14 protein-coding genes are annotated in these 24,455 nt (G+C 46.5%); 13 read left to right on the top strand and 1 reads right to left on the bottom strand.

What is annotated here, in order from left to right:
• The first annotated feature begins 133 nt into the window (after positions 1-133).
• The 3 genes from J2Z66_RS00695 to J2Z66_RS00685 all read left to right on the top strand — a co-directional run bounded on the left by J2Z66_RS00695 (position 134) and on the right by J2Z66_RS00685 (position 3,515).
• Positions 134-1,849 (top strand): alpha/beta hydrolase family protein, encoded by a 1,716-nt coding sequence (locus J2Z66_RS00695; RefSeq protein WP_209968594.1) that lies wholly within the window; start codon positions 134-136, stop codon positions 1,847-1,849.
• Between the two features lie 314 nt (positions 1,850-2,163).
• Complete coding sequence (locus tag J2Z66_RS00690) at positions 2,164-3,135, top strand: Gfo/Idh/MocA family protein (protein ID WP_209968590.1); 972 nt, start codon at positions 2,164-2,166, stop codon at positions 3,133-3,135.
• A 173-nt stretch (positions 3,136-3,308) separates the two neighbouring features.
• A complete protein-coding gene (locus J2Z66_RS00685; protein WP_209968587.1) occupies positions 3,309-3,515 on the top strand; it encodes a twin-arginine translocase TatA/TatE family subunit in 207 nt (68 codons plus the stop codon).
• A 176-nt stretch (positions 3,516-3,691) separates the two neighbouring features.
• Here J2Z66_RS00685 and J2Z66_RS00680 read toward each other — a convergent pair whose 3' ends face one another.
• On the bottom strand, positions 3,692-4,978 hold the full coding sequence (locus tag J2Z66_RS00680) for a neutral/alkaline non-lysosomal ceramidase N-terminal domain-containing protein (RefSeq protein ID WP_209968584.1): 1,287 nt from the start codon (positions 4,976-4,978) through the stop codon (positions 3,692-3,694).
• A gap of 169 nt (positions 4,979-5,147) precedes the next feature.
• Between J2Z66_RS00680 and J2Z66_RS00675 the strand changes: the two genes are divergently transcribed.
• The 10 genes from J2Z66_RS00675 (at position 5,148) to J2Z66_RS00630 (ending at position 24,448) form a co-directional block, all read left to right on the top strand.
• Positions 5,148-6,044: a GNAT family N-acetyltransferase gene (locus J2Z66_RS00675; protein ID WP_209968581.1), complete on the top strand. Its 897-nt coding sequence runs from the start codon at positions 5,148-5,150 to the stop codon at positions 6,042-6,044.
• A gap of 94 nt (positions 6,045-6,138) precedes the next feature.
• Positions 6,139-7,029: an AraC family transcriptional regulator gene (locus J2Z66_RS00670; protein WP_209968579.1), complete on the top strand. Its 891-nt coding sequence runs from the start codon at positions 6,139-6,141 to the stop codon at positions 7,027-7,029.
• Positions 7,030-8,072: 1,043 nt separating this feature from the next.
• On the top strand, positions 8,073-14,213 hold the full coding sequence (locus J2Z66_RS00665) for a DUF4838 domain-containing protein (protein ID WP_209968577.1): 6,141 nt from the start codon (positions 8,073-8,075) through the stop codon (positions 14,211-14,213).
• Positions 14,214-14,652: 439 nt separating this feature from the next.
• On the top strand, positions 14,653-15,552 hold the full coding sequence (locus tag J2Z66_RS00660; protein WP_209968574.1) for a GNAT family N-acetyltransferase: 900 nt from the start codon (positions 14,653-14,655) through the stop codon (positions 15,550-15,552).
• 32 nt (positions 15,553-15,584) lie between these two features.
• A complete protein-coding gene (locus tag J2Z66_RS00655; protein WP_209968571.1) occupies positions 15,585-17,003 on the top strand; it encodes a hypothetical protein in 1,419 nt (472 codons plus the stop codon).
• 36 nt (positions 17,004-17,039) lie between these two features.
• The gene (locus J2Z66_RS00650) at positions 17,040-19,076 is read left to right on the top strand and encodes a hypothetical protein (protein ID WP_209968568.1); all 2,037 of its coding nucleotides are present in this window, start codon (positions 17,040-17,042) and stop codon (positions 19,074-19,076) included.
• A gap of 100 nt (positions 19,077-19,176) precedes the next feature.
• The gene (locus tag J2Z66_RS00645; RefSeq protein ID WP_245375180.1) at positions 19,177-19,518 is read left to right on the top strand and encodes an MlrC C-terminal domain-containing protein; all 342 of its coding nucleotides are present in this window, start codon (positions 19,177-19,179) and stop codon (positions 19,516-19,518) included.
• Between the two features lie 432 nt (positions 19,519-19,950).
• Complete coding sequence (locus J2Z66_RS00640) at positions 19,951-20,931, top strand: LacI family DNA-binding transcriptional regulator (protein WP_209968564.1); 981 nt, start codon at positions 19,951-19,953, stop codon at positions 20,929-20,931.
• A gap of 1,026 nt (positions 20,932-21,957) precedes the next feature.
• The gene (locus J2Z66_RS00635; RefSeq protein WP_209968561.1) at positions 21,958-23,424 is read left to right on the top strand and encodes an ABC transporter substrate-binding protein; all 1,467 of its coding nucleotides are present in this window, start codon (positions 21,958-21,960) and stop codon (positions 23,422-23,424) included.
• Between the two features lie 67 nt (positions 23,425-23,491).
• Positions 23,492-24,448 carry a carbohydrate ABC transporter permease gene (locus J2Z66_RS00630; protein WP_245375179.1) on the top strand — a complete coding sequence of 319 codons (957 nt, stop codon included), beginning with the start codon at positions 23,492-23,494 and terminating at the stop codon, positions 24,446-24,448.
• Positions 24,449-24,455: the final 7 nt, after the last annotated feature.

Below are 24,455 nucleotides of genomic sequence, written 5' to 3'. Positions count from 1 at the left end.
AGTATTGCTTCGAGCCACATCCGAATGTTAAAGTTAGGAAGAATCTCCCACCATACTGTCTGAGGTATGGAACGGGTAGGATGTAAATTGTTTGATGAAATTTGTTTGATGAAAATTCCAAGAGGTGATGTCGATGAACATGGATTTTACAAAAGCACTTACATCAATGGACAAGACGATGAAGTGGGATATGGAACTGTTGGAAATGGAAGAAACCGTAGAGCACAGCATAAGAAAACTGTATGTAAATACGGTATTGTTAGGTGAACCCATTCAAATATTCGTCATATATGGAACTCCCATAAATACGGAGAGAGTCCCTGCCGTCTTGCATATTCATGGAGGGGGCCAAACGGCAGATGTGAAGCATGTCAAACATTGGGTGAAACGTGGATATGCATCTGTTTCCTATGATTGGACCGGCCCCTGGGGAGACAGAACTCAAGTGTCGACCTTGGGAGGGTTGCCGGACAAGTTAATCACTGATGGCTTATCGCCAATGCAGTTGATGATGCTGACTAGGGTGGTAGTAGCCAAAACGATTGTTAAATGGATGAAACAGCAAGCGGAAATTCAATCCGATCATATTGGTGCCTACGGAATATCTTGGGGAGGAGCTATTACATGGCTCTTGAACAGATATGAAAGCGGGCTCCGTGCCGTTGCTCCGATTTATGGATGTGGTGGACATTTTCGCACGGATCGCAGCTATGGTAATGCAAGTGTCCCCCATACTGCAAAAGAACGGTTTGCCGGGGAGCAATGGCTCGATGGTATTCAGGTGGCCGCCAAGCAGCAGTCGCCGTTGTTGATGATTGCTGCAACGAATGATGACTGGGGTTGGATGGATGCGGTGGAGGAAGCCCTGGTGCGAATCAATCAGGTGACATGGAGCTTGACCACATCTGTTAACCAGAACCACCATTTGGATGAATGGACAGAAGTTACTTTGAATGCCTGGATGGATCATCATTTGAGAGGAAAAGTAAAGGAATGGCCAAGGCTTCCTGAAATTCAGCTGGAGGTTAGAGAAGGCAATGGATTATATGCAAGGGTGATTCCAGATGCAGTTGCAGATGCAGTTGCAGATGCTAATGCTGAAGGTAATCCATCCTACCGTTTATGTTGGTCGTGGGCAGATTATTCGGAGGTTCCACCGCCAAGCCGTTATTGGAATGTAGCCCCGCTGTCAAGCGGAACAAGTGACGGGATACATGAACTAAGGGTGCCGGTTGTCAATCCGCAAACAGCACTCTACATATATGCGGATGCTATTTATCCAAACGGTATGAAAATAAGCGGGTTGCCACTCAGGGCACTGCCTCAACAACTCGGGATGCAGCAGGCAGATGACGTTTCCAGTGATGTGTTAGCGGATTTTCAAGAAGGGAATGACGGTTGGTACTGTCCGATCATGTGGACGGAGCCGATAGATGCAGAGTTTCGTTATGATTTTGTACCGGATCCGCAAGGGGGAAGAGGGGTAGCTTTACCCGATTTTCAAGGCTTATATCACTGGACGACTTTCAAATGTGTAGATCCGAAGTGGCAGTCAAGTCCAGAGCATATGGGACTGAGCTTTCGTTTCTATGCTGCGACCGAAGGGGATTGGGTTTGTAAGGCAATTTACCGGACTGCGGTCGCAGGAGAACGGAGATGGGCATACAACGTCAGCCTTACCCAGGGATGGAATACTATCGATGTTCCTTTCAAGCAATTGAGAGATGAAGCGGGCAATCCTCTTCCCGGCTCGTTTTTTATTCAAAGCTTATTGATTACATTTCAGGAACAGGAGCCGGACAAAGCGGTGGGAAAATCTGCTCTTGGTTCCGTGCAATGGGTTAAATGAAAATGCTTATGGTCCGTTTCGATTACCGATACGGGCTTTTTTTATTTGTTGTTGATGAACTGGAAGGCATTCGAGCAGAACAAACAGGAAACAGCGGAATACGGCTGTTCAGAACCTGCAGAAAACGGCTGCAAATTATAAAAACTTCCATGGATCGTATACGTTCAACACTTCTTTACATACAAAGTATAATTGGAAATTTTAGGTAATTTAAGGCATTGAAAATAAAACACTTGACAAAACCTGGATTAATTTGTTTAATGCAAGTGAACAACCTAATTTAATCGAGAATTTGAAAGGATTGTGGAATAGAAATGACAGTGAAAATCGGATTTATCGGGGTAGGCGGTATTGCCCAATTGCACATTGATAGCTTGCTGAGAATTAACGACGTGAAGATTGTCAGTGTCTTTGATGTGAACGGGGAAAATGCAGCTGCAGTTGCTGCCAAGACGGGTGCAGAGGTTGTTGCGACAGCGGATCAAGTGCTGGATCCAAGCCGCATTGATGCTGTATTTATTTGTACGCCGCAATTTGCGAGAGAAGATCTGGAGGAAGTCGCAGCTGGCCGGGGCATCCATTTGTTTGTGGAGAAACCGCTAGGTCTGGATGTGGACGTAGTCCGCAAAAAGGAGCAAACCATTCGTGAAGCGGGAGTCATTCAATCCGTTGGTTACTGCCTGCGTTATCTGGACACCGTACAAAAAGCGAAAGCGTATTTGGCAGGACGCTCGGTACATCTCATCCAAGCATTCCGTTTCGGTGGAGCCCATCCAGCAAGATGGTGGAATCGCCTCGAAACTTCAGGCGGGCATTTGGTCGATGCGGTTACCCATCAGATCGATATGATCCGCTATATTTCCGGTGAGTTCAGTGAGGTTGAAGCTAAATTCGGAAGAGTCTCCTTCGAGAAGCTGAATCCGGATGTAACGATCTATGATGCAGGTGCGATTACCTTTACTATGGAAAGCGGGGCTGTCGGCAATATTACCGAATCCTGTCTTTCACCTCACTATTCGGCGTCAGATATCAAAGTATTTGGTCCTGATTTTTTCCTTCATCTCAGCAACAATGGTCACACGCTTACAATCATTGACAGTACACAGAATATAACTGAAACGACGAAGGTAGAAGCCTATTTTGAACAATCAAAAGCCTTTATTGAAGCCGTAATTTCAGGTTCTCAGGCTCCAATCTTAAGCAGCTATGCTGAGGGTCTCCAGACGTTGGCGGTTACACTTGCAGCTAATAAGTCGTTTGAAGCCCGGGCTACGATCAGCGTATAAGTAATGTAAGGTGAAATAGCAAGAAATAGTAGAATTATCATGCAGAAAGTTCGTATATACGGGCTTTCTGCAGCTAGGCAAGGCATTTGCCACTTTCTTTACAAAAACTATTGACAAAATGGTTTGCAATTATGAAGCCCAGCAGTTAGAATGAAGAAAAAGGAGCTGATACTATGCTAGGAAATATTGGTCTTTCTGGTTTTCTGCTAATAGCTATTTTGGCTATCGTGTTGTTTGGGCCATCCAAGCTGCCTGAGCTAGGACGAGCAGTCGGAAAAACGCTCAGCGAATTTAAAAAAGGTACCAAGGAATTGCTAGACAGTAATGAAGGCTCTTCCCAAAAAGAACGTACAACGATTGATGTTGAGAAGCAAGGATAAGGAAGTTTCCTTGTTCTGATCTGATTGGAAACGCTTACTCGTAGGTGAGGGCTGCTTAGTGCAGCTTTCACTTATTTTTTTATATCGAACAAGACTTTAACAGCGGGAAATGGCAAACGGCAAAGGGCAAATCCAGCCCTTTGCCGTTTGTATTTCCATGTACCCGTGTAATCAAGTTAAATCAGCTCATGCAGCGCCTTCAAAGCAAACTGGACGAATTGTTCGCCGGTTTCCACAGCAAGCTTGCTGCGCGCCGTTATTCGTGGCTCGTATCCGCCCTGTTCGTAAGCCTCACGGGTAGATATGTAGCCGGTAGCAGAGCCGTTGCATAACTCATTGATAATGGTATATTTAAATGGTGATTTTTGTTTAATTTCAAGTCCGAATTCAACAAACAGCTCACAAGGCAGGCCGACTACTGCAAGCTCACCGATCCTGAATACTTGAAGCTCAACCTCGGAGTGGTTTTCTTCGCTGGCTACCACCTCGAGAGCCTTCTGGGCAAAAAGCTGCTCCGTCAATGATTCTGTTCCAGCTTCTAAAAGCTCATGGGCTGCTTGAACATCTTGTTCGGAAGGCTTCCTGTGCGCCACGGAGAAAAAGGTTTGTTTAACTGCCAAGGGTATCACATGCTCAGAAGGAATAATAGCTTCACGTACCTTCACGACTTCCCCGGCAAGGATTTTGCCCATCGTAAGGTAATGGTTGGGGACTCTGGGGAAGCGGCCGCTGACATCAATGTGATTGATGTTCCCTGAAGCGCCCATAAGGAACAAGCTGGCTGTCTGTCCCCCTAACAGTCGCTTTAATTCGGCTGCAAGCTTGCCAGGATAGTCAGCGCTGTATTCTGTACCCCCAACAGCATCTGTATGGCAGGCATAATTCGTTACTACGCCTAGCGGATTTCCTTCTATGTCATCGATCCGGATGACCGCAACCTCAGGGTCAATCGGACCTGCCGCGCGATCAATGAGCGGGTTAAGTATGCCTGGATTCGTTGCAAAGCTGCCATCCTTCAAGAAAAAACGGCGATTAAAGGCGATGCTGCTTTCTTCTCCCGATCCGAAGCCGATTTTTGCCTCGCGGCGGCTGTTGAAAGCGAGAATTGCTGCATCAGCTGCTTTTTGCACCATGAAAGAAAGATAATGTTCATCGCGACTATCAATAAAGCCACTTTGTACGGGAGGCCCGGTGTGGGTGTGAGATGCTGAAATCATAATAGAGGATTGAGGAATGGCGGAAAATTGATGAACCCGGTCCCGAATCCGCTTCACGATGTCGCTATCCAAATCAATGCAGTCCATTGCAATAAAAGCAAGCGTCACTCCCTCTGATTCGATGACAAGCGATTTGGCGAACAGCTCGTCTTTGATACCTGTAGATTTTCTGTCTTCAAAATATCCCGGGATCGAGTTACCCAAGGGAGGCGTGATGATCTGTTCACTAACACCGCATTTGATCATTCAAGTCATTCCTTTCATTATTTTTATTCTTCATTATATCCCTTGTAAGTATAGAAGGTATTTGTCTCTTTGATCTTTTAATTTGCACTTTTTAAATCAGCTATGTTTTATGACGCGAAAATGAGTTAAAATCATAATTAATGACAAAGAACTAGGAGGCAAATCGGAAATGGAAAGACCGCAGGTACAAATTAAATCACTTAGTGAGTGCACTTTTAATGAAACTCTGGAATTATGGAACAATGGATTTCAAGGCTATTATTCCGACATGACGCAATCAATGCCCGGAATTATTTCCCATTTGGGAAATGCCAGCATTCACCCCGGGTTATCTGTTGCAGCATTTGTAGAAGGAAAGCCTGCCGGTTTCGTTCTGACGGGTATTAAGGAAGTGAATGGAATCAAGACGGCCTGGAACGGCGGAACTGGAGTGTCACCCGAGTTTCGCGGCATGGGAATTGCCAAGGCATTAATGAAGGAAATGGTACATAAGCTGCGTGAGGAAGGTGCTCATATAGCTACACTGGAAGTGGTAAGCAAGAATGTCGGAGCTATAGCAGCTTATGAAAGCGGAGGCTTTGAGTCAGTAGATGGCTTGACCGGAATGCGTCACGAGGGAGCTTTTGCAGAGGTGCCCTTCCGCCGGAAAAGCAGCACTCCATATTCCTATCATACAGGTAAGCCGAATGAGGTAAGCGGTCTTTCCTTCTACAGGGACAAGGCGGCCTGGATGACGCAATGGTTCAATTGGAACGGAGGGGAGTCGATCCTCGTTTACGATAGCAAAGGTGAAGCGGCAGCCTACGTACTGCTAAGACGCAGCTACAACGATGACGGCTCTGTATCTTCCATTACCATCAGTCACTGTGAAGCAAATCCACAGCGGGAAGATGCGGATGAAGTAGTGCGGTTCGCACTCGCCAGAGCATTTGAACCCTTTAATCTGTCTTTTGTACGCGCTACGGATAATTTATCTTTGTCGAGCACGTTTGCTGTTGAAGCTTTAGTGGAGGCTGGATTCACTCAAGTATATGAACAAAAGCTGATGATGATTGATCTTGCATAATGCTTCTCTTTTGAACAACATAAGAGGTCAGACATTGTAGCTTGTACAATATTTGGCCTCTTTTTTTCGGTTTCGGTAGAGAGGAGGGACGCTGGTGCATGTCGAGTTTCATTTTTCAGATATGACCCATACGCTGCAGATTGCAGGCTGCCACTTTGGAGTCAAACCGGCGGGCTGGTTATACCCGAGACACCATCATCATTTATTTGAAATTCTGTATTGTTGGGAAGGCACTTTCACGCAAATCGTGGATGAGCAGAAAATCAAAGTGCGTACAGGAGAATTAGTCCTGATAAAGCCTGGAATCAAACATTTGTCACATAACGATTCTTCGGAGCCGCACGCTTATTTTAATATCCATTTCAATATAGATGATCTGGAGCTGCGTAATTTACTCACCAATTCCTCCTACCAGCATATGGACTATGAAGGTGTGCGTCAAACCCGGCTTCCGGCGTATTTAAAAGAGCTTGAAGGCCTGCTGCAGCAGGGACTGATCGATCCTGGCAATCGTCAATGGATCAACGACTATCAATTTATTCACTTGAAAAAGATGGAGAAGCTATTTCTACAAGGCCATATTCTCTTAATTATTCAAGAGGTCGTTTCATTTCTGACCTCCAGAGCCGAGGAAGATGAAGCAGCATCTCTGTTCGGATCTACCCTCCAAATAGATATTGCCCATGCCATTGAGTCCAGACTTCAAAGCACAGTTTGCGCCAAGGGCGCTATTGCTCAAATTGCCAAAGAACAAAGTTTGAGCCGCAGCCACTGCCATAAAATTTTCACCAAGGTGTACGGCAGGTCTCCACGCCAATATTTGAGCCAGCTCAAGCTAAACCAGGCCAAACAACTGCTGCTCAGCAGTGAGCTAACGGTAGATGCTATTTCCAGGGAGTTAGGCTTTGCTTCCAGCAGTCACTTTTCACGGCAGTTCAGGAGATGGGCAGGCATCTCTCCTAACCAATTTCGGCCAAAGCCTTGAAAGCCGTGAATGGAGTGAATAGTATATAAACCCAGCTAAACCCAGCTAAACCCATTTAACCCCAGACACCCCAGACCATCCCCAACTATCTATGGTTGGTTTTTTTTGCTTTGCAAATCCTTACGGACATGAGAGCCGTTATTTGTGGCAAATCCCCTGTTTAAGGAAGCTTACGGACACCAGAGCCGCTATTTAGATCAAAAGAAGTCTAAAACCCACTAGCCAAGGCGAATAAGGGATCTGATGTCCGTAACGATCCCAAAAAGACGTTAATTGTCACAAATAGCGCATCTCATGTCCGTAAGCTGCTTTGGGAAGGGCTCCGTCATGATCTGAGCACCCAGCCCCAGTACCATAGCAGATTTGATATGAACGTGGCAGGTTCGGCACTTTGAAGCTGAGAGGGAAGGTATGCGGAGGAAGAACGAGAGTAGCGATAGTAGCGCCTAGTAGCGCCTAGTAGCAGCTTAGTAGCAGTTAGTCCTCCGCAGAATGAGCGTGTACTCCACTTAACGATGTTTTTCATCGTTAAAGCAAGTGTTCCAGGTCAATCAGGTACTTTAATGATGAATTCATCGTTAAAACCGGCCGGATGGCCATTTTGGGTAGCTAAAAGAAGTTTTAACGATGTTTTTCATTGTTAAAGTAAGGTTGTGGAGACGACCTTGTACATTTAACGATGAAAACATCGCTAAATGTAGCAGTTCTTCATGCTGGCTGCCCGTTTGAGCTTGGTGTTCATGTGAATGTAGCTGGAAGGAGGAAACGGGTGTGGATTGCGTGTGAAAGAGCGGCGGTAGCGTCCGCATGTAAAGGTTTGTCGCACTTCTGCAGCCATTCCCTGCCCAAAGCATCCATGTCACGAACACGCACCTCAAAGATGTCCCCAAGCATTTTTCTTATTACTGGTTAATATGTTATTTTCTAAGCATCATTGGCGACAAAAGGACAAACAAAGGACAGCTTTGACAATTGTCCCCAACAGCAATAATTCATATGATTAAGGTGTAGTAGGCCATAAATGAGAGGGAGATGAATATAGAATGAAGCAGGGATTCAAGCGCGTTTTGTCACTTGTGATGTCACTATGTATCGTGATCACGGCTGTGCTGCCTTTTAGTTCGACTGTATTAGGAAGTGGTCCTGAACTAGAAAAGTCCGATCTGGCCGGACATTGGGCGAAGCCTGTTATGAGCAAATGGATTTATCAGGGTCTTATTCAAGGTTATGGAAATAATGAGTTTCGCCCGGAGCAATTAGCTACAAGAGCTGAATTTGTTATGTGGATGGATCAAATTTTTCAATTTGCACAACATTCTCCGGGCCAGTCATTTGTGGATGTGAGAGCAGATGCCTGGTACTCCGATGCTGTTTCGAACCTGTATCAGGCAGGCATTATCGAAGGTGTAGGCGGTGGAAGGTTTGAGCCTGAAGCACAAATATCCCGAGAGGATGCGGCAGTTATAGCAGTCAGAGCTTTTAAGATAGCTCTTAGCAATCAGGGGAAGGCAGAAGCTGTGGGCCTTACGGATTACAACCTAATTTCCTCTTATGCGCTTGAAGCTGTGTCCGCTTTGTATGCGGGAGGTTATGTACAGGGGCGGGGAAATCAACAATTTGCCCCAAAAGGTAAAATCACCAGAGCAGAAATTGTCCAGTTAATCGATAACTTAATGGGAACGCTTATTAACGAGCCCGGAACGTTCAGTAGTAATGCAGCCAAGAATATGCTTGTAAACACCGATGGCGTTAAGCTGCAGGATGTTGTTATATCTGGTAATTTATTCGTGACCCAAGGTGTAGGAGAAGGGAACCTGATTTTGGATGGGGTTACGGTGAAAGGCAGCACGTATGTAATGGGGGGCGGCAAAGACAGTATCAAGCTGCGTAATTCGAAGCTGCAGGGTCCCTTGATCATAAATAAGTGGAATTCCCAGATTCGTGTAGCTGTCTCAGGAGCAACAGAAATACCGCAAACGATCATGCTCTCTGGAGGGATTCTGGAGGAAGAGGAGCTTGCCAGCGGCAGCAGCGGATTTAACGAAGTTGATGTGAACATGACGGACAATTCGGAAGGGCAGGATGTAACGCTTAGCGGAGTATTTGAACAAGTACGCAATCACACGAAGGGAGCTAAATTTAAGCTGGGAAAAAACACAGTCGTTCGCATCATGAATTTCGATGCACCGGCAACTGTGTCGGATGAAGGGGCGATTGAACTCGCGAATCTGAATGTGAGCGGTGTCATTCTGAGCAAATGGCCTGTGAAAGCTAAGTTTGGTGACAGGGTTTCGGCGACTATTGCTTCGCAGCTGGTGACAGAAGATAATCGGAGTACGTCGTCTACCACGCCCCCTGGCGATTCTGGCAACGTTGTTTATACCCCCGCGCCGACATTAACGCCGACATCAACATCAACACCGACGGTCACACCAACAAACACGCCTGTGCCAACAACAAGGCCTGGCGAAGGTGAAGAGGCGCTACAAATTGTGAACAACGGTAATCCTGCAGCTACTGTCGTCATCTCTATAGAAGCGGACAATCAGACCAGAGATGCAGCGCTTAAATTGATTCAATATGTAAAAAAGTCTACCGGAGTTGAGCTGCCGCTTGTTGTCGATGTCACCTACGCAGATAATGTGATAGCGGAAAATGGCAGCGTTCAAATTCAATTTGCCAATGAGCCTGACACGGTACCGGTAAAAGAAGATTTCACTGTTCAGCCGATTGCAGATGGTGTCAAAGCTTCGATCGCACGCCCCAGCTCCGTAGTGTGGGATGCGGCAAACCTTACAGCTATACTAGCGGTGCCTGCTGTTGAACCTGCTACCATCCAGCAGAGTGTTTCTTACGCCATCCGATATCGACAGGGCGCTGCGATGCACAGCCACAATGTAATTATTGCAGCAGATGCACAGGCGCCATTGAATTTAAACGGATCGTTTGAAATTGGTTATGCGGGTGTTGGAGAGACCGCGCCCTGGATGTATTGGAGTGCAGCTATGAAGCGCAGCAATGAGCAAGTAAGAAGCGGCAGCTTCAGCCTAAAAGCCACTGGAAGCGCTCAAGGCTGGCTAGTGCAGGAAATTGCGATGACACAGTATGGCCAACACGATTTATCGGCGTACCTTTATTTTCCGCAGGGGATGCAGACGAACGGCAGTGCCAGGCTGTTTATAAATCTCTTGGGTACGGATGATGCTGTACTGGGTACCCCGGTGAGCGGATCCGTCCTATCCTCAGACAGCAATGGCAGTTGGGTAAAACTAAATTTGAGCACCGATATTCCGGCAGCTATAGATGGAAGGCCCGTTCGTAAAATTAGAATTGGGGTTGATCTAAATGGCTTTGCAGCTCAAGAAGCTGTGTATATCGATGATGTTCAGCTCATCAAAGTGAATCCAGGATATGATTACGCTGGCAAGGGTGAGGTAGCTGACCAAAACAACGGTGAGGGGCATGATCAGGCGAAAACACAAATTTATGTGGGCAAAGAAGGCCTGACTGTCCAGGAGCAGGCGGAGCTGCTGGATGGGATGGATAACGATGGTTTTGTGATTCAACAAGTAGGCGGGGGCATTACGATTGCCGGACCGACCTCGTGGGGGACAGAATTTGGCGTCAATGAATTTCTGGAGCGTTATGTGGGAGTTCGTTGGCTGATGCCAGGGGATGACTGGGAGGATGTTCCCGTACATACGAGTCTGGCCATACCTGCAAATGATCAGGTACGCCAGGAGCCGGCATTTTTTTCCCGGGCATTCGAGAATTTGGGCAACTGGGCTCATGAAGCATGGAAAAGAAACAATCGAATGCACGGTGAAGTGCAGTTTGCCCATAATTTTTTCAATTTATTTCCGCCGAAAATATACAAAGATACGCACCCGCAATTTTATCCGCAAGGAGCGGATTTGGAGCTTGATCATGGCTGGCAGCCGTGTTTTACAGCGGAAGGTATTGTAGAGGAGGCGATCCAAAATATCAACGCTTATTTCGAAGCGAACCCGGATGAGAAATCCTATTCCATTGGTATAAATGATACAACTAACTTTTGTGAAGCCAATCCGTCGCATCCTAATTATCCGAATAAGCTGAATTCCATCGGCATGGTGGATATGTCCAACATCTTTTTTACGTGGGTCAATGAAGTGGCAGAAGGGGTGTTTGCGGAGCATCCGGATAAACTTTTGGGAACCTATGCTTATTACAATGTGTATGACCCGCCATCCGGTATTCAAATTGATCCCCGCGTAGTCGTCTACATTACGGATGAGCGCTTGTCCTGGGTGGACCCGGATTTGCGTAATGCCGGACATTCGCTGACAGAAGCATGGGAGCACACCGGAGCAACGATAGCTTTTTATGAATATTTATACGGCTCGCCTTATCTGATGCCAAGAACCTACTTTCATGTGATGGCCGATAATTACCGCTATGCAGCGGAAAGCGGAGCCGCAGCCTATTATAGTGAATTGTACCCGAACTTTGGGGAGGGTCCCAAGCCTTGGCTTTCTGCCAAGCTGCAGTGGAATCCGTTCCAGGACGAAGACGCGCTGCTGGATGAATGGTATGAGCGGGCAGTTGGATCAGCGGCGAAATCGGACCTGCGAGCTTATTATCAAATTTGGCAGGAATTCTGGGAAGAAGATGTGCTGGCAAGCAGCTGGTATACGACTTGGAGGTACAGCCTGCCACGAGCTAATTTTATGCCATTGTATGTGCCCACCTATTTAAAAGACGTCTCTGCCGCTGATATCACTGAAAGCCGAAGGCTTCTTGAATCCGTTGTAGACAAGGCGGGGACGCCGAAGCAAAGGAAACGGGCTGAGGATTTACTGCAATTGTTTAGCTTTTACGAAGCGTCTTATTTAAGCTATCCCAAATATAACGAAGAAGTGACTGCCCCAGGGAATGTGGCGGAAGCTATGACGCTATTGGATAATTATGTGCAGCGGCTGGAGCTGATGGAGGAGCGCTTCCGGATTTTTGACCAAATTGCCGCTAATGTTGCCCTGGAAATCGCAGTGGCCCCCATTAATTGGAATGTGATGTCCAACGATGAGCTCTGGTTGATGGCCAGATGGATAGCTGCCCATCCTGGGGATGCAGTTCAAGCGAGAGTCGATGACCTCGCCATGTCCTCCTCATCTTTGAGGATTCGGGAATTTATGAACAATGTGTTATCGGCATCCTATGGAACAGGGGTCAGAAATCCCGGATTTGAGGATGGGATGAACGGTTGGTTTGATTGGCCGGATACGCGGGCGGAGCTGACCGATGAAGCGCATAGCGGCACCAAAGCGCTAAAGGTAAGTACGAGCAGCCGGGAGCAGACGGTATTTATAGAGGCAGGCAAAACCTATGAAATTTCGTTTTATGGCAAACGTACGGGCACGGAATTAAACTTGGTCGGCATCAACTATTGGGATGTTCCAGGCATTGGGCTGAAGGGAGACCGTGTTGCGGTTGATTCGGATGCCTACAAAAAATATGTGATCAGGTTTACAGCACCTGCTCAATTCTCCCATGCGACCATTGTTGTTTATAAGGATGTGGGGACAGGATCGGTGTTTGTAGATGATTTTACACTGCGCGAATGGAGCGCTGATGAGGCCGTGCTCAGCGCAGTGACGGCAGAGAATGGTATGATTCATGCCAAGTTGAGTCATGAGCCTGCTGTGATTCCGACAGTGGCAGATTTTACGGTGAAGCCGCTCGTCAATGGGGTAGCTGCGCAGGAAGTGCACCCTAATGCGGTCACTTGGGATGCAGCAACGCAAACGGCGACATTAACCGTGCCGGCTGTTGCTGTGGCAACTGTCCAACAGAGTATTGTGTATGGGGTTTCTTACAACAATGGGACTTCCATGGATAGCTCGAATGTGGTCGTGGCAGCGGATGCGCAGGCGCCATTAAACTTTAATCCCTCGTTTGAAATCGGCTATGCAGGCAGAGAAGATGCTGTGCCGTGGATGTATTGGAATGCGACAATTATGCGCAGCAATGAGCAGGCCAAAAGCGGGAATTCCAGCACGAAAGCTGTTGGAACCGTCGAGGGCTGGTTAGTTCAGGAAATGGCAATGACCCAGCATGGACAGCATGAATTATCGGCGTATGTGTATTTTCCGCAAGGGGTGCAGACGAATGGTGCGGCACAGCTCTTTATCAATCTGATGGATGCTGACGGCAATGTGCTGGATACTCCAAAAAGCGGGACCGCAATTTACACGGATAGCAACGGCAGTTGGGTGCGGCTGAGCTTGAATACTGACATTCCGGCAGCTATCAATAGAACACCGGTAAATAAAGTCAGAATCGGTGTAAGTCTGAGCGGTTTCGCTGGTCAGGAGGTCGTGTATATCGATGATGCTCAGCTTATCAAAGTAAGTGAGGCGGGGGAAGCTTCACTCTCAGAGGTGACAGCTGAGAATGGTGTGATTTATGCGAAGCTGAGTCATGCTCCTATGGCTATACCGACTGCAGCGGACTTTAAAGTGCAGCCGTTCGTCAATGGGGCAGCTGCGCAGGAAGTGCATCCTAATGCGGTCAACTGGGATGCAACAACGAAAACCGCGACCTTAACCGTGCCGGCTGTTGCTGCGGCAACTGTCCAACAAAGTGTTGTGTATGGGGTTTCCTACAACAATGGGGCTTCGATGGACAGCTCGAATGTGGTCGTGGCAGCGGATGCGCAGGCACCATTAAACTTGAATCCCTCGTTTGAAATCGGCTTTGCAGGCAGAGAAGATGCTGTGCCATGGATGTATTGGAATGCGACAATACTGCGCAGCAATGAGCAGGCAAGAAGCGGTAATTCCAGCCTGAAAGCTGTTGGAACCGTTCAGGGCTGGTTAGTTCAGGAAATGCCGATGACCCAGCATGGACAACATGAATTATCGGCGTATGTGTATTTTCCGCAAGAGGTACAGACGAATGGAGCAGCACAGCTCTTTATCAACCTCATGGATGCGGAGGGTAACGTGCTGGATACACCCAAAAGCGGCTTTGCAACATCCGTAGACAGTGGTGGCAGCTGGTTTAAGCTGATTTTGAATACGCATATTCCGGCAAATATAAACGGGACGCCAGTTAGCAAAATCAGGATAGGGATGGATCTGAGCGGCTTCACAGGTCAGGAAGTTGTATATATGGATGATGCTCAAATCATCAGAGTAGACTGATCTGATTTATTAGCTTGTATGAAGGGTAAAAGGGTATTTTTCCGAATGGTCAATGTCGATTGCTGGCATTGGCCATTTTTTTCGCGTGTGTTCCACTTAACGATATTTTTCATCGTTAAAGTAAGTTGGTGGAGACGACCTTGTACATTTAACGATGAAAAACATCGCTAAAGTAGTAGCCCTACACCCCCAGTGCCTTTTCTTGCCATGCACCCAAGTCAAAGTGCAACTTGATCCAAACTTGCACAGTAAAAAGGAATGTTTGCCGAGTGAGTGAGGCTTTTTGCCCAAAAAAGGACTCTACAAAAGGATTGTTGACAATCAAACAACCCGGACGTATAATGATCTCGTAATAATATTTGTTGTCATCCAAGAAGCAGGATCCTAATCATTTGGCAGCGTCACCATACTTATTAGAAGGACCAATTGGAGGGATACAATGTCTGTAGAAGAAGTGCAAATTAAAAGCCTTAATGAGTGCACCCTTGATCAAATTAACGAATTATGGAACGTAGGTTTTCAGGAGTACTTTAACGATATGACCCGGGGAGTTGAGCAGACGGTAAATCATTTGGGAGCGTGCAGTATCAAACCTAATTTATCCGTTGCGGCGTATATTGACGGGGTGCCTGCGGGTTTTGTTTTTATCGGTCTGAAGAATGTCCACGGAGTGAAGACAGCATGGAATGGCGGTACGGGTGTTAATCCTCTCTTTCGCGGTAGGGGCATCGCCAAGATTCTGTTACAGGAAGCGATTGCGCGATTGCGGGAAGCGGATGTAGATATGATTACTCTGGAGGTAAGGACTGAAAATTCGAATGCGATTTCTGCTTATATCAGAGCGGGATTTCAGAGCATCCACAGTTTGCCTGTCTTGGTTCGTAACGGGGCATTTGAACAAGTACCTTTTCAACGCTCGAGGTTTGATGATTATTTAAATGTGTATGGAATCCCGGAGGACGTAAGCAGACTGCCTTTTTATTTGGAACAATCAGCATGGATGATGAATTGGTTTAATTTGACGGCAGGAGCCCAGTCGCTCATTGTCTATGACCGGAGTGGGGAGGTCGCTGGCTATTCTCTGTTTATTAGAAGTTTTACGAAATCAGGCGAATTGTCTGGCATAACTTTGTATCATTGTGAAGCGAATCCGAAGCGTGAGGATGGCAGTGATGTTGTTCGCTATATGCTGGCCCAGGTTTACGGACCTTTTGACGTCCCGGTGAGGCGCGTAGCCCATTATCTCCGATCTACGAATCAGGCGGCGATAGATGCTCTAGCGGAAGTAGGTTTTACCGTGGATTATGAGGAGCAGTTGATGAGGCTTCATCTAAAATAGATATATATTAATGAAAGTGAGGCTATAAATTAATGGACACGATTAAAATAGGTTGGAGCTCCAAAAGCATAACACCTGAAAAGCCAATATCTTTGGCGGGACAGTTCCATGAAAGAATTACAGATCATGTGCGGGATCCGTTGTTTGCTACAGCAATGGCTTTGGAAGGCGCTGAAGCGGAGGGGAAAGGGACTGTACTTGTAAGCTGCGATCTGATTGGGATCGATACGCATATTAGAGATGGTGTCCGGGCAAAAGTCAAACAAAGCGTACCTGGTCTGGATCCGGAGCATGTCATCCTGAACGCGTCACACACACATACGGGACCTCTTCTTGTTGAGGAAACAACACGTTTTCCCAATCTCGGTTATCACAAAACGCATACGAATGTTATGACTCCTGAACAATATTCAGATTTTGCCATTGAGAGAATCGCTGAAGCTGTGAAGGAAGCATGGGAAGGGCGGACAGCTGGAGGCATCAGTACGACACAAGGGTATGCGGTGCTTGGTCTTAATCGTAGAGTGGTTTATGATGATGGAACTGCTGCCATGTACGGTAATGTGAATACCGTTCATTTCCGCGGAATAGGAGGACCTGAGGATCCTCGCGTGGAAATGCTGTTTACTTGGAATGCCAATCGTGAATTAACGGGCGTTCTATTTAGTGCTGCATGTACCGCACAAGTCATGGAGGGCATCTCCGATATATCTGCTGATTATTTCGGCGAATTAAGAAGCATGATCGCTGCGCAGTGGGATCCTAATGTTCATGTTCTTGGCATGATTAGCGCAGCCGGCGATTTGGCACCCCGTGATACCCTCACGAAGCATCACCGTGGATATCAACCTGACAAAGAGCTTCGTCAGTTAACCAAAACTTTGCTAAGGACCTTGGAAGATGGGCTGGAAGTGGCGAGAGAACAGATTCAAACCACACCTATGTTCAAGCATGCCTATAAACAAATCAATCTGCCGCTGAGAAAAGTAGTGAAATCTGAAGTTGAATTGGCCAAGCAGGAATTAAGCGGCTTTCAAGAACAATTGGAGCGAGCGGAGGATTCGGTTGCTTATTTTACATCCCTGGATTTCAACCGGCAAAGAAACATATTTAATTACTATGCGATCGTAGACCGTTATGAACATATGCAGAGAACCTCTTCTTTCCCGATGGAGCTGCATGTGCTGCGTCTTGGAGACGTTGCGTTCGCAACGAATCCGTTCGAATTGTTTACGGAATTTGGCTTGCAAATTAAAGCGAGAAGTGCTGCCAAGCAGACCTTTATTGCCCAACTGGCGTGCGGTAACGACGGATATCTTCCATCCGCTGAAGCGATTGCTACTGGGGGCTACAGCACACAAGTATTCAGCGGGTATGTGGGAGCCGAAGGCGGTCAGGCGCTGGTCGACTACACCGTTGAGATGATTCAATCACTTTGGAGTGAGGAATAGGGCTTAAGCAAAGTTAGAACGAAGGGGAGTATAACAATGACAATGGGAAATTATCCTGCAAAAGTACAATATATTTTACGCCCGGGCTATCAGATGGTACGAGACGATGAACTGTGGAATCCATTCATGGCGTATGCCAAGGCGATCCGTGCAGATGCGATCATGCCTTTTAATTTGCATATTGAGGCGAATCATCCGGATCTGCAAAGTCTGCGGGAACGCCTTCCTATATTCGCAAAGCGGTTTGCTGAGGTACGTGAAGCAGGCATGAGTCCGCAGATTAACTATTATACGACAATCGGTCATGGTCAATTGCTGCCCGAACCGCACGCTGAGAAATTTACCACGATTATGGATGGGTACGGCAATCGGCCAACGGGCTGTCCATGTCCGTTATGCCCGGATTTTCGTTCCTATATGAGGGAAGCCTATGCGCTATTTGCCGGGCTCGATATTGATGCCATGTGGATCGATGACGATTTTCGCTTGGCCGGGCGCTCAGGGACAGAGACCTTCCAATGCTTTTGCGAGCTGCATATGCAAGCTTTTGAAGAACGGACAGGTCAAGCTTACAGTAAAGAGAAAATCATGGAGTTGCTGCTTAAGTCTCCACAGACATGTACCGAAGCTGAAATCGCGCTGCGCTCGAATTGGAGAACGTTCCAGGAAGAAGGGCTTGCCGGTCTGGCCAGTGAGATTCGTGAAGCCTGCTTTGCTGTGAATCCAGCGGTTGTGATGGGGATTATGACAAATTCCATCGAATCTGTTCTGCATAACGCCCGCGATCTGAATGCCGAAATTCGGGCGCTGCGCACACCGAAGCAAGCGGAGCCTTGGGTAAGGGTAGGGGGAGCCGCGTATACCGATGATAATTTGCTGGATCTTCTTAGCCGCGTCCATTCATTCGATATCCTGGCCTCTATGATTTCAGAGCCTTGTCGTCTAAGCTCAGAGATCGAGAATTTCCCGTGGACGATCGGCGGCAAATCAGCACGCGGCTTAAATCTGGAGCTATATTTGCTAACAGCAACGATTGGAGGCCATTTAACGCTTTCCATCAATGATACGTTTTTTGGGTTCGATGATGTCTCTGGCAACATTCAGAAAACGCTTGGCCCATTGAAACATTACCTGCAGGCTGTCACGGACGCTGTACATGGCAAATCAAGGCGGGGGGCTTCAATTCCTTTTCCATCCCAACCGGAGGTTACTGCGCGTTATGATTTAAATAAGATTCCGGGGTTTTCTTTCAATGCCCAATTATCTCAAATTGGCATTCCGCTCGCTCCAAGCGATACAAGTCCAGCCTTGATTTCGCTGAGAGAGGCTAGTGCTTTTGCAGAGGAAGAGATCCAGTCCTGGCTAAATAAGGGGGCGGTTCTGACATCTGAAGCGTACTATCACTTAAGAGAGCATAGAGGCATGCTGCAGGATTGTCCAATCCGTGTAGAAAAAGGGGAAGAAATTCCTCAGACTTACTTAGTATTCGAAAAGGTCCATACGCCGCGCGCTCCGAAATGGTTAAAAGACAAGGATATGGTGAATTGGGTCTGGATCCCCGTGCATACGGAATACCAGATCATCGCGGATGATGGCGCCGAAGCATGGTCAGGGCTGTATGACAACTTGGGGACAAGGAGAAATGCGGGTGTGGTAGTGAGTGAACACCCCTACAGAATTGCTGTTGTTGCCCATGAAGGAAGCATGCTGAAGGAAACCGGCCTGCAATGGCTGTATCAGCAAATCCTTGCTTTTGTGTCTGGCGGAGAATATCCGGCGATGGTCGAGCTCGGTGTTAATATGTACCCGGTATGGTGGGAGCAGGATAACCAGGCTAAAGAGGCGATTTTAGGTTTAACAAATTTCAGTCTGGAGACGTATCCGTCGCTTGATCTATGGATTCCAACCGGACGAAAGCTTGCCGGTCTGGACATCCTTTCCCGCGAAGGCGTTTGGAACGAAGCTGAGTATTCGGCAGCAGAGCATCCGAACGGCGGCATTCGTCTGACCCTTCAAGGCAGCAGTGTGCCTGACCACGTCTCGTTCGAGACGTTCCGGGTAAAGTTTGTGTAGAATCGATCTGACTATGCATATGCCTATGTTATCCTTGTAGAAAATGCAGAAGAGGGTGGACCATGCGATTCGTCATCGGGCAAATCATTCATGAAAAAGTTTGACGGATGTTAAATTTATTACTTCTTCGCCAATGGGAAAAGGAACGAAAATCGATTCCGGAAAATCGGTGAGGCTCCAGGTAGACGGTATCGATATTATTGTCTGTTCGGTCAGAAACCAGGTATTTGATGAGCAAATATTTGTGCTTCACGGCATTGACATCAGGCAGATGAAAATCGTTGCGCTGAAATCCAGCATACACTTTCGTGCGGCGTTCGAAGCTCTGAGTGATCACATCATTACCGTTGATTCTGCCGGGCTGTCGATGATCAATTTTACTGAATTCTCCTATCAGCGTGTTCGCAGACCCATCTATCCGCTGGATGCTGATGTGGAGTGAGGCAGGAATAAAGCAGTGATAAAGCGTTCAGGTTGAATTTTATAGAAGTTGAATTGCCCCTTACCTACTTAGGAGGGGCAGTTCGGCGTTCCTGTATGGTGATCCTTGAGAAGGATGCCAACAGGGAATTTTTCAGTGCTGAACCCGGTAATATTGTTTATCACACCTCCAATGAGGACTGCGTCATTCGTCTACGTAAAGACCCTCTGCTGAGAGTGAGACGTGGAATATGAAGATTCACTATGAAGTGGATATGGAGTGATATGGAGAAGCTGGAGCTTTACTCGGCTCACTCCACGAATTAGCTGCAACTTTAACAGTGGTTTGCACTCTTATTCTTTATTTTAAATATAAAATATTTTATATAATGATTTGACTAACTTTCTCTTTCTAGGTATGCTATAAGAAAAAAACTACTAAAGGGGCATATCCATGACTGTAAGAAAGCAAGATATTGCGGAATATCTGGGCGTATCGCGGGCGACTGTCTCTCTGGCCTTGAATAATACTCCCGGAAGCACGATTTCGCAAGAAACACGAAGCAAGATCCTTAGAGCGGCTAAGGAGCTTGGTTATAAGGATTTAAATGCAACTCCGAAAATCGGATTTCTCTTATATAACCGGACCACGGATGACCCCAGGTATGTTCCGGATTTGTCTACGACTGAGAAGGCTGTCAGAGATGTAAATTACAATTTTATGTTTATGGCTGTAAGCTCGTTGACAGAAGAACTGTATAATCTTCAGCAATTTTTGAGTGCAAAGGAATTGAAGGGAGTTATTGTTACGGGAGATATCGACGAGGCTATTACTAAAGTCATCGTAGAGGCAGACATCCCGTATGTTTTCTTTGGGGGTAATGCGCGTGACAACCTGCATATCGTGCTGCCTGATCACAGGAAGGGTGGCTATGAGGCGGCTAAACATTTAATCGGGCTTGGGCACCGCGAGATCGCTTTGCTATGCGGAATCCTGGATCTCGATGTGCACCGCTGTTTCCTTGAGGGCTACCAGCAAGCCTTGGAGGAGAACGGAATCCCCTTTAACAAAGAACTGGTCCAAGTGAGCAATCAGGAAGACGGATATGAGATGTGCGGACGCATGCATTTTCTGAACATTAACTATTCAGCGGCTATTTGCAGCAATACGATTATTCAATTTGGAGCCTTGCAGCGGTTAAGGGAAATGAGGGTATCAGTGCCCCAGGACAAAAGCTTGATCGGTTACGGCTATACGCAGTTGATGCAAGCCAGCATCCCTCAACTGTCGACGGTGTATCTGGACTTTTCGGAGAAATCCAGGATGGTTCGCCGTTTGCTAGCTGTTATCAACGACCCGGCTCGCCCCAAAGAGATCCTATATCTCGATGATATGCGTTTATTTGAAGGAGGCACATGTGCCTTGCATGTGTAATGCAGTGCATGTAGTTTAGTGTAGTTTAGAGGGGCGCGACATGTGGCATGGCAACTGCTGTCCCGAAGCTTTGCTCCAAAATCTTGTAGCCCATGACCCCAATTGATGGACCTTAGCAGCTAAGCAGCATAGGTCTTTTTTGGTGTTTTTTGGCACTGATAAGCATACATACCAAGTGAGGAAAAGCCTTTGGAAAAGGGAATGTCGTTTCCCCACGATAGGACCTAAGCATTAAAATAAAAAAATTTACTGAATTGCTGCATTACTTAAGCGTGGCACCAAATATTGCTATCATGAAATCCCGTGCTGCTGCCCTATGGTTGGTCCACTCACTAAGCGTATAGACGCCAAAATAATCACATTTCAACTGTAGAAATCTGCTTTGTTGATTTTCTCCATACCCCTAAAATTATTCGGTGCGGACCTTACGGACCTCAGATCCTTTATTTTAGAAATTCAAGGGGTTTTTGTGATGCTTACGGACATGGAGGCCGTTATTTATGCTGAAACCTTCCTAAAAGCATGAATTGAGTGCAAATAGCGGAACGTATGTCCGTAACAGTCGCGAAAAAGGGATAAATGGCAAAATAGCGGATCTCATGTCCGTAACCTATTTTGTGTCCATAAATCTTTAACGTGCTTGGAGCCTACACGCCCAATATTGTCAGGTTAACATGCAAGTGGAGGTTGGCTTTCCCCAATTAGAAGGCAGGCCTAATCCGAAGCAGAACGTAGTCGAAAAACCACCCACAATGCGCTTGCGTGTAGCCGAAGCAGCAGAATGTAGGCGGAAAACCACCCACAATGCGCTTGAGTGTGGCCGAAGCGGCAGCATGTAGCCGGAAAACCGCCCACAATTGGCGCCCACACGTTATCCCTTCCCAAACCACCTTAGTTATGAACACGTATCTCAAAGACGCCGCAAGGCATTTGAAATAAAAAAAAGAATGTTGTTGACACCAAATATAAAATATTTTATATTATTAAAGTGATTAATAAAATAAAGACAAACAAGGAGGGTTTATATTGAAAAGAAATGTGAAATGGTTAGCCGTAATGTTCGCACTTATCCTTATGATGTCAGTAGCGGCTGCTTGCGGCAGCAAAGATGAAAAGACACCGGAGGAAACGGGCGCAGCGGGAAGCACGCCGGCTGCTACAGGTGATAGCGCAGGAGACGTTTATCCAGAGAACGGACTTTCTAAAGCAGATAAAGTAAAGATAAAACTTGCCATCGATGAAAACGGTTACGGAAGAGCGTGGGTCGACAATGCGATTGAGATCTTCACGAAGAAATATCCGAACGTCAGCTTCGATATTACCTCTTCTCCAAAGATTGGTGACATGGTAAATACCAAGGTTGCTGCGAATAAGGATAGCGATATGTTTGATATTTTCCCGGGAACAGCAGCTGCGAGCACCAAATTGATCGAAGGTGGCAAGCTCGAAGCTATCGATGATTTGTGGGAACGCGACGTACCAGATGAGGCAGGCAAGAAGTTGAAGGATGCACTTACAGCTGGAGTTTATGAGAATCATGCCAGATATAAGGGTAAGACGTATAATGTTCCAGTCGGTGGTTACACAGCAGGTATGTTCTTCGATATTAACTTTTTTGAAGAAAATGGCTGGAATCAGAACCCGCAGACTTGGGATGAGTTTGTACAGCTTCTAGCTGATATTAAGGCGAAAAACATCACACCAATTATTTACGCGGGCGTTTATCCGGATTATTTATACAATTTTGGATTTGGGGCAAAGCCGTTTGAGCTTGCTGAAATTAATGGAACACTGGATGCTTATCTGGATAATTACCGGAACTTGAAATTGCCTACATATACGGCGCCTGAATACTTGGAAACTTGGAAACGCATTTCGGAGTTGGGCAAAAAAGGATATTATGCCGATGGCGTAGCGGCAATCAATCATACGCAGTCCCAGATGCAAATGCTGCAGCATAAAGCTGCTTTAGTGCCAACTGGAGATTGGGTGCAAAACGAAATGAAGGATGCGATTCCAGAAGGCTTCAAATGGGGCTTTATGGCGGTTCCTTTCGGTGACAAGCCGGACCAGACCAAGTGGATTATGGGTGACAATGGATCTGGTGGTTTGGTGATCTGGGCTAATGCACCTGATTTGACGAAGAAATGGGCCAAAGAATTTTTACTTACTTTTGTAACTTTGGAGGCACAAACCTTTAATGCGGAGCATGCAGGCATATTCCCGATTCGTGCTGATTTCTCAGACGATCCGGAGCGTTTGGCCAAAATGCAGGATGCGCCAAGAGCGATTGTGGAATATATGAACAATCATAAGACCAGATTTGAATCCATGAGAAAAGACGTTGTGATTGATCACCCTGCTATGGCTCAAGCAACCCAGTTATTAGCAGAGTCGGCGAATGAGATGATACTAGGAAAGAAAGACTATTTGCCAGTTTTTGAAAAAATGGATGCATTATTAAAGCAAGCTATTGAAGCTAATAATAAATAAGGTTAGTTAGTCAAAAGGATTGGGGGAGCGCAGCTCCCCCAAAAGCTTTGGAGGAAAGGGGAAATTCATGATGAATGATGCTGCCGGATCAAAGGTTGAAGCGGTCATAACCCGATCATCGGGTATGGGTATGAAGGGGGTCAAGCGGCAGAAGTGGATCTTTTTGCTGCTTGCCGTAGGACCTGCTTATGCCGGATATTTATTGTTTACGCTATATCCCAATTTCATGTCGGTGTTTTATGCATTTATGAAATGGGATGGCATATCGAAGAAGGAGTTTGTCGGTCTGGACAACTTTGTATTTATGTTCAAGGACGAATTCGTTTGGCGTGCTTTGTATCATAATCTGTTTTTGATGATTACACTACCGATCCTTACGACCGTGATTTCCCTCGTATTGGCACATTTGCTTATTAATAAAGGCTACCGGGAAGCTCCATTTTATAAAGTGATCTTTTTTCTGCCGAATGTGTTGTCGAGTGTTGTGATTACGCTGCTCTGGATTTATATCTACGATGGCAGCAATGGGCTGCTGAATGGCATGCTCCGCTTATTTGGTTACGATAATGGAAATTACTATTGGCTTTCAGATCCGAAAACTGCCCTTTGGCTGCTGCTCCCGCCCATGATTTGGGGAGGCGTCGGATTTTACGTCATTATTTTCATGAATGCCATGAAGGGGATTCCGAAATCGATGTATGAAGCGGCGATTCTGGAAGGAGCGAGTCATTTTACCCGCTTGCGTACGATCACGATTCCGCTCATTAATCCGGTCATTCGAATCACGCTGCTCTTTTTATTTTTGGGCGGTATCAAAAGCTTTGAAATTATTCTGATTATGACCAACGGCGGGCCATCCGGTTCTACGAATGTGATCGGGCTGTATATGTTCAACCAGGCTTTCGGTGCAAATACACAAAACTATGGATATGCCTCCGCGATCGGATTGTTCCTGTTCGTTATCCTTGTTGGCGGGAAGCTGCTTATTGATAAATTAGTGCCGAAAAGTGATTGGGAATATTAACAACGTG

It is taken from the genome of Paenibacillus eucommiae (genome assembly GCF_017874215.1).
GTDB lineage: Bacteria > Bacillota > Bacilli > Paenibacillales > NBRC-103111 > Paenibacillus_AI > Paenibacillus_AI eucommiae.
This window is presented reverse-complemented; position numbering and strand designations above follow the sequence as displayed.